8 protein-coding genes are annotated in these 11099 nt (G+C 36.5%); 2 read left to right on the plus strand and 6 right to left on the minus strand.

The window, feature by feature from the left end:
- From DWX23_RS21740 to DWX23_RS21755, 4 genes are read right to left on the minus strand one after another with little or no spacing between them, the layout of a single operon-like run.
- On the minus strand, positions 1 to 753 hold the full coding sequence (locus DWX23_RS21740) for a glycosyltransferase family 2 protein (RefSeq protein WP_122376030.1): 753 nt from the start codon (positions 751 to 753) through the stop codon (positions 1 to 3).
- Positions 750 to 2003: a hypothetical protein gene (locus DWX23_RS21745; protein WP_122376031.1), complete on the minus strand. Its 1254-nt coding sequence runs from the start codon at positions 2001 to 2003 to the stop codon at positions 750 to 752. Before DWX23_RS21745 ends, DWX23_RS21740 begins: the two co-directional genes overlap by 4 nt.
- Before the next feature lie 22 nt (positions 2004 to 2025).
- The gene (locus DWX23_RS21750; protein ID WP_122376032.1) at positions 2026 to 3615 is read right to left on the minus strand and encodes a GNVR domain-containing protein; all 1590 of its coding nucleotides are present in this window, start codon (positions 3613 to 3615) and stop codon (positions 2026 to 2028) included.
- A gap of 14 nt (positions 3616 to 3629) precedes the next feature.
- On the minus strand, positions 3630 to 4472 hold the full coding sequence (locus DWX23_RS21755) for a polysaccharide biosynthesis/export family protein (RefSeq protein ID WP_122376033.1): 843 nt from the start codon (positions 4470 to 4472) through the stop codon (positions 3630 to 3632).
- Between the two features lie 200 nt (positions 4473 to 4672).
- Between DWX23_RS21755 and DWX23_RS21760 the strand changes: the two genes are divergently transcribed.
- Positions 4673 to 5527 carry a S1 RNA-binding domain-containing protein gene (locus DWX23_RS21760; protein ID WP_122376034.1) on the plus strand — a complete coding sequence of 285 codons (855 nt, stop codon included), beginning with the start codon at positions 4673 to 4675 and terminating at the stop codon, positions 5525 to 5527.
- A gap of 382 nt (positions 5528 to 5909) precedes the next feature.
- Here the strand turns inward: DWX23_RS21760 and lepA are convergent, their stop codons facing one another.
- Positions 5910 to 7697: a translation elongation factor 4 gene (gene lepA / locus DWX23_RS21765; protein ID WP_122376035.1), complete on the minus strand. Its 1788-nt coding sequence runs from the start codon at positions 7695 to 7697 to the stop codon at positions 5910 to 5912.
- Positions 7698 to 7781: 84 nt separating this feature from the next.
- Between lepA and DWX23_RS21770 the strand changes: the two genes are divergently transcribed.
- Complete coding sequence (locus DWX23_RS21770) at positions 7782 to 9950, plus strand: lipopolysaccharide assembly protein LapB (protein ID WP_122376036.1); 2169 nt, start codon at positions 7782 to 7784, stop codon at positions 9948 to 9950.
- A 66-nt stretch (positions 9951 to 10016) separates the two neighbouring features.
- On the opposite strand, the gene DWX23_RS21775 is transcribed toward DWX23_RS21770, so the two are convergent.
- A complete protein-coding gene (locus DWX23_RS21775; protein WP_122376037.1) occupies positions 10017 to 10940 on the minus strand; it encodes a GyrI-like domain-containing protein in 924 nt (307 codons plus the stop codon).
- Positions 10941 to 11099: the final 159 nt, after the last annotated feature.

Below are 11099 nucleotides of genomic sequence, written 5' to 3' on the forward strand. Positions count from 1 at the left end.
TCAAATAAACCTTTTTACTTTTATTCTTAACAAAAACAGATAATAACTTATATACTTTTCCAAAGCAAAAATACATCTATTCAAGTATTTCTTTTTAGTATGCATATTTACTATTATACAAGTCTCCCTCACTGCTTTTTTACTTAAACTAACCCCTCCTGATTTCATTTTAACTACAACTTCATCTATAAAAAGAGCTTTCAACTGATCTTCTTTTCTCATTAAAAATTCATAATCTGCACATATTTTAAAATCCAGATTAAAAAGTCCTATTTCATCAAATAAAGATCTTTTATGTAAAGAAGCTACATGAGAAACTGTCATGCGGTTCTTAAAAGCATTCCAATTCCATTTTTCTCCTATTATTTTAATAAGCTTGTCATTCTCATCCACATAATAAGCTCGGGCTGATATATATTCACATATAAATACATTTTCATCAAGGAAAGATCTATATCTATCTAACGTAGAAGGCAACAAAAAATCATCTGCACCTAAGAACAAAATCCATTCACCACGTGCTTTACAAATACCTTTATTCCATGCGTGGTAAAGTCCTTTATCAGGTTCACTAATATAAAAATCCACAATATCCTTATTTCGAGATACTATTTCTCCTGTTGAATCGGACGATCCTCCATCTATAATCAACAATTCGATATCATGTTTCTTTTGTACACGTATACCATCAAGACAATCACTCAGGGTCTCTGCTGCATTAAAAGTAGCTATAATTATACTGATTTTTTTCATAGCAACATCTCCTTCTGATTTTCATCTTTTAACAAAGAATAAATAAAGCCACTCAATATCAATAAACAACAAGATTCTCCAGAGAAAAAGCCATTCACTACTAATAATGAAAAATTAAAAGATAATATAGAAGAAACTAAGATATAAAATTGAAATTTCAGATCATCTCTACCTTTTGAATAGATATATCCCTTATAAAATAAAAACGCGCTAAAAAATAATTCTAATGCGAGTCCCAATAGCCCTGTTTTGATAAGTAGATAAGCAAATCCATTATGAAAAATAGGGATTTCACTTATCGTTAATAACGGCATAATCAGTTCAAATTCCAAATAAATGGTTTTACCAAAACCATAACCCAAAAACTTATCCAATAAACCTCCATTCATAAAAGCTTTAATAGCTTCAAACAGTTCATATGCACGCCAATTATGAATCACAGAATCGTAATCATCAAATGACTGGATAAACATTTCTGTCAAAGAATTACGCATTTTTTCAGCCAGGAAATTATCCCCACTCAACAATATTACTATAACTGTGACTATAATCATTATGACCATTCCAAACATATAAACACCAATCTTTTTATATTTTCGGATAAGCCAATTATAAAGTAGCGGGATAAAATATAATAACAATGTCAAATAATAAACACGTGAAGCAAAATAGTAAAAAGCTAATAGATTGACTAAAACAAAAAGAAACCAATACAATGAACTTATCTTAAATTCTTTCAAATACTTTTTACCCAAAACAATAAAAACCAAAGCCAAAATAGGAGCAGGAAGCCCTGTACCGACTGAATATCTAGTATCCTCAGCATCCGCGACAAACAGAGTATCAAAAATAAATGTAATTTGCAAAAAGTAAATCAAGGAATATAATGTTCCAAAAAAAACAATCAATAACATGAATTTACTTAAAGACATATATTTTTGCATGAAATACCCCATAATAAAAGCTGTAATTGGAGATAAAAAATAAGCATAATCACGCAATATATTGATCAGAAAATAACCTTTTCCTATTCGCGTTCCTATTACCAATAGTAAACTAAGAGGAATAAGGACTTTTAAATCCTTCAAAACTAATAAGTTTTTTCCTATAAAGTATGCAGACACTACTAATGGAACTCCGAATGAAATTAATTGATTCCTATATCCTAATACGACTATCAAAAATAACCCCAAAACAAGAATCAAATAATCGATTTTTCCAAGTAAGAAAAGTATTTTCTCATTATTCATCACTCTACTCCTTCTGAAACAATTAAATATCTTTCATAAGACTTTTCATTATCAATATAACAGTCGGAACAAATATTGCCATAATCAAAGCTATCGAGAAAACAAATAATTTATTGGGTTTAAGTGGCTTACTAAGACTATAAGCCGAATCTATAACCTTAGCCTTTTCCATTGAAGTTGCTAATTTCATACCTGCTTCTTCTTTTTGCTGCAACAAATACAAATATAACTCCGACTTAATCATTTGTTGACGTTTTATATCAAGGAATTCTCTTTCTTGGGTAGGCATTTTCTTAATGCGGGAAATAAAATCCTGCTCCTGTTTCGTCAAATCCTGCCGTGCAAAATTAAAACCAGCCTTAATGCTCTTAAATGTTTCCAATACATTATTACGCATAATCTCTATTTGTTCAGTTAACAATTGAACATTGGGATTATCTTCCGTTGTCGTATTCAATAATCTTTTACGAGCTAATAAAAAATCATTATATTGTTGCAATCCTTCCGCAGCAGTCTTTTCGGTAATGCCCAAATTAAATGGAGCCAAAGCAAATTTATTTTCCGGATCCTTCAAAAAGTCCTCTATTAAACTTACTGTTGCATATTGAATTTCCGAATCAATCAATTTTTCTTTAAAATCACCATTTTTTGTCAACATAATTTCAGCTTCTGTTTCCAGATCTGTCAAATTATTATCTTTCTTAAAAGCTTCCAAACGTTTCTCGATTTGTTCTAACTCTCTTTCATTAAGAGCTATACGCTGATCAAAAAAATCAACTGAGCGTAATGCCGATGTATTTTTATCTTGCAAACCCTCTTCATTATACTTTCTGATAATAGTATTTAAAAGAGCTTTTCCTCTATTTATATTTGTTTCTTCTACCGTCAAATTTATACCATTAGCCTTTTTCTCCTTTATAGAAACAACTAAGTTTTTCATAATCGACTCAGTTGTCAAATTATATCCCAGAAAAACTATTTTCATTGATTCCACAGGATTTTTCTCAAAGTAAGGCGTCTTTGTTATAAGGAAATCTCCATAATCTTCAACGGATAAAGTCAAAGGAAAAGTTTTACCTGACACTTCACCGACAGATGACCAACCTTCTTTTGCTTTAACTTTCACTGTTCCATCACGTTCTACATTCAATTTAAAAACTAAAGCGCTGGAGAATGTTTCAGGCAAAAGACTATCCTTTGGCATTATTAAAAACGGAGAATCTCCAAAATAATCTTTTTTTGAGAAAAAACTACCTGAAGTATAAATCGTATTCAAATTTAAATCAGCAACAGATTTACGAATCAAGGTATAAGAATTAATTAGCAATAACTCATCATCAACAGAACCACCTCCCATAGTCAACGAACTACCGAAAGAAAAGCCTTGCAACATTGAAGACATAGCCATTCCAGCGCCTCCCCCTTTATCCGATTCATTTTTTATCAACACATTTGCATCGACTTGATAAACCGGTTGAGTCATATAAACATATAAAACTGACAAAAATAAACAAACTACTACAGATATCAGAAACCATTTCCAATACTGCATAATTTCTTTCAACCCTCTAAACAAACTCAATGGAGCCTCTTTCATTTCTGCTTTTTCCATAGATCGATTCGTTTTTATTTAGTTATTGCAAGGATAATACTAGTTACAGTAGAACAAACACTAACAATAGCGGTCACTACTGAAAGAGTAAATTGTTCTGTTTGGCTATATCGAGAGTTCTTCTTCCTCTTATCATTAGGTTCAACATACACAACATCATTTTGTTGTAAATAGAAATCAGGATCCATCAAAAAATCACTTTCTGTTAAATCAAATACTATAATCTGTTTAACACCATTTATATCCCGAATCACCTTTACATTCTTACGATCACCAAAAATTGTCAAATCACCAGCAAATCCTAATGCATCCAAAATAGATACACGATCAGTTCCAACGGAATAACTACCCGGTCTGGTGACCTCTCCTAATACCGTTACCTTATAGTTTATAATATTCAAATTAACAATCGGATCTTTCACATACTTACGTATTCTGTCTTGTATTAACTGAATTACTTCCTGTTTACGCATTTCCGATATTTTTAATTCGCCTAATACCGGAAAATTTATATATCCTAAAGCATTAACTGTATATGTTTGCATTGCTTGCGATGCTCCAATATCCTTTGTTCCTGCAGAATTACTTCCATTAGATGAACTAGATACAATTCCCCCTTCCTTCACAAAAGAAACCAAAGGCAAATTAAAGGGGGCAACAGCTAAAGGATCTGTCGATGACACTGCAATCGTTAAAACATCACCTACTTTAATCATTGGGTCGATATAATTCTTCATACGAGTTATATCGTCCACTGTTATATCATTCCCCTTTTGAAAATAAGTAATATCTTTAGGAACAGAACAAGCTCCCATCAAGATAATAAACAACACTGCCGAAGCTAATTTCAATCTCATAATTTTGTTTTTCTTCAAATAAGTTGCAAATATACGACTTTTAGTTCAACCCCAAACCACATAAATGTGTTCTTCTAGTCCAAGTTACATTTATAACGATGCATTTATTAATATATTGCTGCATGATAAAGTAAAAATATAAGAGATTTTATCCCTCTATCTTGAATTATCATGTACTTTTGTCTCAAAACAAAAATGTTATGTTAGAAGTAGGAAAATACAACACACTTAAAATAGTAAAAGACCTGGATTTCGGGGTTTACCTGGATGGGGGCAATGGGAAAGAGATACTTCTTCCGGCCCGATATGTTCCTAAAAACGTGAAACCGGGAGATGAGGTGGAAGTTTTTATTTATCATGATAATGAAGGCAGGCTCATAGCTACTACAGCTCATCCGTTGGCTATTGTCGGTGAGTTTAAGTTTATGGAAGTCAAATCGGTAAATAACACGGGAGCATTTCTGGAATGGGGATTAATGAAAGATCTGCTGGTTCCTTTCAAGGAACAAAAAATGCCGATGCGCGAAGGTAAGTGGTATCTGGTGTATGTCCATCTCGATCATATCACAGGACGGATCGTTGCTTCTGCGCGTATCGACAAGTACCTGGACAATGTCATGCCCGAATATACACCCAATCAGGAAGTCAATCTGTTAGTGGCCGATGAAACAGAAATCGGTTACAAGGTCATTATAAACAACCTACACTGGGGATTGCTATATTATAATGAAGTCTTCCGCCGTCTGGAAAAAGGCGAAGAAATCAAAGGCTATATCAAAGAAGTCAGGGAAGATGAAAAGATCGATGTAAGCCTCACGCCACAGGGATATCAGAAAATAGAAGGGTTGGCAGGAACCATTCTCGAATCCTTAAAAAGTCAGGGAGGGTTTATCGCTGTCCATGACAAAAGTGATCCGGAAGTCATTCAGTCACTTTTTCAATGTAGTAAAAAGAGTTTTAAACAGGCCGTCGGTGCTCTATACAAACAACATCTTATCACATTGGAAGATGGTGGTATAAGTCTGGTAAAAAATCAGGAGCAGTTACCTGAATAGTACAACATTCTATAAAAAGATATCTCCGCCTAAAGATATTTAGTTTTTTATATGTAGTTTCTTATGTAAAAAGACACTACCTCTTATATCATCAGTCATAATATTTTAAACGTTTGACCTTGGTGAAACTCATATTCGACCAAGGTCAAATACAAGTTCGACCCAGGCCGACTTTATGTTTCACCCAGGTCGAACAGTCAGATTGTACAAACCTTATCATTAATTACATATAATCTGACAAGTTAAAATATGCAGTGTTTCCTCTAAAAGGTAAGAGAGTCATATCATATAAAAAGGTGATGCCGTCCTAAACAGACAACATCACCTTATATTTTTTGATTATTAATCGCTTCGTTTATATAAACCGCTTATGAAGGAATATTTAGTCTAACTTTAATACGGCCAGGAAAGCTTTCTGAGGAACTTCCACTGTTCCGATCTGTTTCATTCGTTTCTTACCTTCCTTCTGTTTTTCCAGCAATTTACGCTTACGTGAAATATCACCACCATAACATTTAGCCGTTACATCCTTACGCACAGCCTTGATTGTTTCACGGGCAATGATCTTCGCACCGATAGCTGCCTGAATAGCAATATCAAACTGCTGACGCGGTATCAGTTCTTTCAGTTTCTCGCACATACGACGGCCGAATGTCACACTGTTATCCACATGTGTCAAAGTCGACAAAGCATCCACAGGCTCACCGTTCAACAGGATATCCAGCTTCACCAGTTTACTCGGACGGAAATCATGGATATGATAATCGAAAGAAGCATATCCTTTAGAGATACTTTTCAATTTATCATAAAAGTCAATCACAATCTCACCTAAAGGCATATCGTAATGGATCTCTACACGATCACCTGAAATATATTCCTGTTTCAGCAAAATACCACGCTTACCCAGACAAAGTGTCATGATCGGACCAATAAAAGTCGTATTGGTTATGACAGATGCACGGATATACGGTTCGTCAATATGATCGATCAAGGTTGGTTCCGGCAAACCGCTCGGATTGTGCACTTCCATGCAATTTCCCTTTTTATCATATACTTTATACGATACGTTAGGCACCGTCGTGATCACATCCATATTGAATTCACGATCCAAACGTTCCTGCACGATCTCCATATGCAACAAACCAAGGAAACCACAACGGAAACCAAATCCCAAAGCGGCCGAACTTTCCGGCTGGAATGTCAGGGAAGCATCGTTCAACTGCAGCTTCTCCAACGAAGCACGCAAATTCTCAAAATCTTCACTGTCTATTGGATAAACACCGGCAAATACCATCGGTTTCACCTCTTCAAAACCAGCGATAGCTTCTTTTGCCGGACGAGCTACATGAGTGATCGTATCCCCTACCCGAACTTCACGGGAAGTCTTGATCCCGGAAATGATATAACCGACATCGCCGGTGCGGATCTCACTACGTGGAGACATATCCAGTTTTAATATACCGACTTCATCTGCATCATATTCTTTTCCTGTCGCAATGAATTTCACATGGTCTCCTTTGCGGATCACACCGTTCACTACTTTAAAATAGGCAATGATACCACGGAACGAATTAAATACAGAGTCAAAGATAAGGCACTGAAGCGGTGCCTCAGGATCTCCCTTCGGAGCAGGGACCTTTTCAATGATTGCATCAAGTATTTCAAAAACTCCTTCACCCGTCTTACCGCTTGCCCGGATAATATCTTCACGAGGGCAGCCCAGCAGTTCGACGATCTGATCTTCCACTTCATCCGGCATGGCGCTGGGAAGGTCGATCTTATTCATTACCGGTATAATCTCCAGGTCGTTCTCGATCGCCATATACAGATTGGATATAGTCTGCGCCTGGATTCCCTGAGCGGCATCGATAATGAGGAGAGCACCTTCACATGCTGCAATAGAGCGGGAAACTTCATATGAAAAGTCTACGTGTCCCGGAGTATCGATCAAATTCAGGATATATTCTTCACCTTTATAATTATATTTCATCTGGATGGCATGACTCTTGATCGTAATGCCTCGTTCACGTTCCAGATCCATATCATCGAGGACCTGCGCTTGTAAGTCTTTGCCTTCGACTGTCTTCGTATATTCAAGCAAACGGTCAGCCAAAGTACTCTTACCATGGTCAATATGAGCAATAATACAGAAATTGCGGATATTCTTCATGTGCTAATTTATTTTAGGTGTGCAAAGATAGGAATTTTAGGTCAAAAACTATACTTTTGGCATACCATTTGTTGTTAATATTATATGACACTACAAGAAATAAATAAAGCATATAACCGCATAATCGGTTCATTGGACAGTAAAGAATTAAAGAATGCCTTTGATTCTATCCAGTCGCTCATATCCGGAAGTCGTGAAATATCGTTTCAGGATAAGTTGAATGAGCTGCAGGACACATATAAATATATGTTACGCTACCGCATCGAAGGGGCAAAAGACCCGATGCAGGAACAGATATACAACAGGATACAGACGTCTTCATACGAACTGGCGGACCGTATCAGAAACAAGGCGTTGGCGATCGAGTCGCCACTGGCTTTCTATAGCCGACGCAGAAGTTTGCAGGTTCAGCCGAATGTGACGTTTGAGAATCTGCACCTTCAGTTAAGCAAGCATTATGCTACAGGCAACAGAGCTGAATACGACGCTATGCTGATCGTCCTGTTCAATAAGATATGGGTGTCCGATCCTTTTACTATTGAAGAGGCTGCAGTAATCAAAAATATACTTTTCGATAACGAACTGCCGTTCACCGCCGGTTGCCAGATTGTTTCAGCACTGATGCTAGGACTACAAGCTGCTTTCGATCCGGAAAAACTAATGCTATTGTTTGATGCAGCCAATCATGAAAATGAAGAGATAAAAGTGCGTGCATTGATTTCAATCCTGCTGACGTTATATGTTTACAGAAAAAGAACAGCTCTTTATCCGCAAATAACGAATAGGCTGGATGCTCTTTCCGAGACTCCGGGCTTCACTAAAGCGATACGGACTATCACATTACGTTTTATCCTGGCTCGTGAAACAGAGAAGATCACCCGGAAACTACAAAATGAGATTATCCCTGAGATGATGAAATTAAGCCCGAAGATCAGCAATAAAATCAATCTGAAGGATATTACTCCGGAACAGTTGGGAGAAGAAATGAATCCGGAATGGGAAAATATATTTGCAGACAGCTCTTTAGGCAAAAAAATGGAAGAATTCAGCGAATTACAACAGGAAGGGGCCGATGTGATGCATTCTACATTCGTTCATTTGAAAAGTTTCCCCTTTTTCCGCGAATTGAGTAACTGGCTATTGCCGTTCACAACCGAACATTCATCATTCGGCGATCGTTTCAATCAGAACAACGGCGAAAAGCTGATGTTGGACTCCATGACGCTTGCTGCATTTATGTGCAATTCCGATAAATATTCGTTATACTTCAGTATGATGCAATTACCAGAAGAGGCCAAGAAAATGATGATGAATCAATTCGATAGCCAGGCTACAGAGATGATCCAACAGAATAAAGAAGAATTGATCAGCAAACGGGGAAAACTGGAAGCTATCACAGGACAATATATACAAGATTTATACCGCTTCTTTAAAATATATCCGGGACATCTGGATTTCAACGACATTTTTACTATGCCGCTTGACTTCCATAATTTGAGCATTCTGCGTCCTTATATTTCTGATGAAGAAAGTCTAAGCAGCATTGCTGAATTTTATCTGCGTAAAAATTACTTCAGTGATGCGCTGACCATATTCAACCAGCTTGCCGAAACAAATCAGGACAGTGATATTCTTTTCCAGAAAATAGGTTACTGTAAACAAATGAATGACGATTTACAGGGAGCTTTGGATGCTTATCTGCGGGCGGATCTTTTAAATCCGGGAAGCAAATGGGTTATCCGCCGCATAGCAGGCTGTTACCGTTCGTTGAAAGAACCGGAAGAAGCATTAAAGTATTATCGCAGATACGAGAAACTGAATCCCGACAATTTGTCAATTACAATTAGTATAGGACATTGTTATCTGGAACTCAGGAACTACAGTGAAGCCTTAAAATGTTTCTATAAAGTCGATTACCTGGATGGTAACAATAAGGCATGGCGCCCAATAGCATGGTGTTCATTCCTGACCGGTAAATATGACCAGGCACGAAACTACTATAAAAAGATACTATCCAATCAACCTAATACACAGGATCTGCTAAACGCAGGCCATACGGAATGGGCATTACAAAACATAAAAGGAGCCATAGAGTTCTATAGGCAAGCTGTAGAGAAAGAAAACAGAGATTTCTATAAATTTCAGGAAGAGTTCAATCAGGATATCCCGGATTTGATCGTGGCCGGAATAGAAGATACTGAAATATCCCTGATGATGGATCAGTTAAGATATGTATTAAGTGATTCTTTATAAAATCAATCATATTTAGAAAAGCCCTATTCAAGCTCTAATGAATAGGGCTTTTCTATTAAATACAGTTTACACGGGTTCAACCGGTATACAAATATCCACAATAAACTTCTTTTCCGGATGCTCATCATGATTGTTTTGATAAATCTCATAATGATATCCATAACCACATTTACAACCATTCTCTTCTAACAGATCGAACATCGCATTCCAGGCAGAGGGAAACTCAGACATCGATAATTCAAAACGTCCAACCGCATATAAACCACCTGATAATCTATAACAGCCGATCATACCTTCCGGTTTCACCTCTTCAGATACAAACATAGCTGCATCAGCCGTTAATTTATCAACCGGAGTTACACGGGGATCATCATGATAGACAGACAATAATCGCATATCCGGTTGAGAGATAAATCCCCTGGGTAAAGCCCATTTCATAAGATTAGCAAAAGCCTCCTGCATCTGGTCCAAAGCACCTTGATGGCGGCAATAAATAATGATTCTCTCTGGCATCTGTTTAATTTCAAAAGTGCAATTCATATTCATACCATTTACTTTAATTGTTTTATCACGACAAAAATACCGTGAATAAAGTGAGGTATGTTGCTCGTTTATGCTTTTGAATTGACATTTCTTGCTATTCTGCTGTCCATTTTTGCGACGGTACTCTTCAGCCGATACACCGAAATGACGCTTGAAGCTACGACAAAAAGAAGATGCGGAAGAAAATCCCCAATCATAAGCTACATCTTTGATAGCTACAGGATCGCTCAGCAATACATTAGCAGCACGCTCCAATCTTCTCCGAAGGATATACTTTCCGACCGGTTCACTCATAGAAGATGTAAATATCCGATGAAAATGGTAAGTAGAAATATCAATAAGAGATGAAAGTTCTTCTATTGAAATCTGTCTGTTCAAATTTGAGTTTATATAATCAATAACCCGATTGATCTGTTTGGTATGGTCCTGTTCTATTGTATTCGCCACGTTTGTCTCCTGTTTAATTAGATTAAATACAAATATAAGAATACGCATTTACATATTAAGGATTCATATAAACAAAAAAGGAACCAATCTTTCGACTGATTCCTTTCTACCTTTCAGCTCTCGCTTACTAAAACGGCGGCTATCTACTCTCCCACTTTT

The sequence above is a fragment of the Parabacteroides sp. AF18-52 genome, from assembly GCF_003479145.1.
GTDB lineage: Bacteria > Bacteroidota > Bacteroidia > Bacteroidales > Tannerellaceae > Parabacteroides > Parabacteroides faecis.

Excerpts from the sequence above, each read along its gene's own strand:
- DWX23_RS21760 (WP_122376034.1), top strand. The coding sequence starts at position 4,673 with ATGTTAGAAGTAGGAAAATACAACACACTTAAAATAGTAAAAGACCTG.
- DWX23_RS21750 (WP_122376032.1), bottom strand. The coding sequence starts at position 3,615 with ATGGAAAAAGCAGAAATGAAAGAGGCTCCATTGAGTTTGTTTAGAGGG.
- DWX23_RS21770 (WP_122376036.1), top strand. The coding sequence starts at position 7,782 with ATGACACTACAAGAAATAAATAAAGCATATAACCGCATAATCGGTTCA.
- DWX23_RS21745 (WP_122376031.1), bottom strand. The coding sequence starts at position 2,003 with ATGAATAATGAGAAAATACTTTTCTTACTTGGAAAAATCGATTATTTG.
- DWX23_RS21740 (WP_122376030.1), bottom strand. The coding sequence starts at position 753 with ATGAAAAAAATCAGTATAATTATAGCTACTTTTAATGCAGCAGAGACC.
- DWX23_RS21755 (WP_122376033.1), bottom strand. The coding sequence starts at position 4,472 with ATGAGATTGAAATTAGCTTCGGCAGTGTTGTTTATTATCTTGATGGGA.
- lepA (WP_122376035.1), bottom strand. The coding sequence starts at position 7,697 with ATGAAGAATATCCGCAATTTCTGTATTATTGCTCATATTGACCATGGT.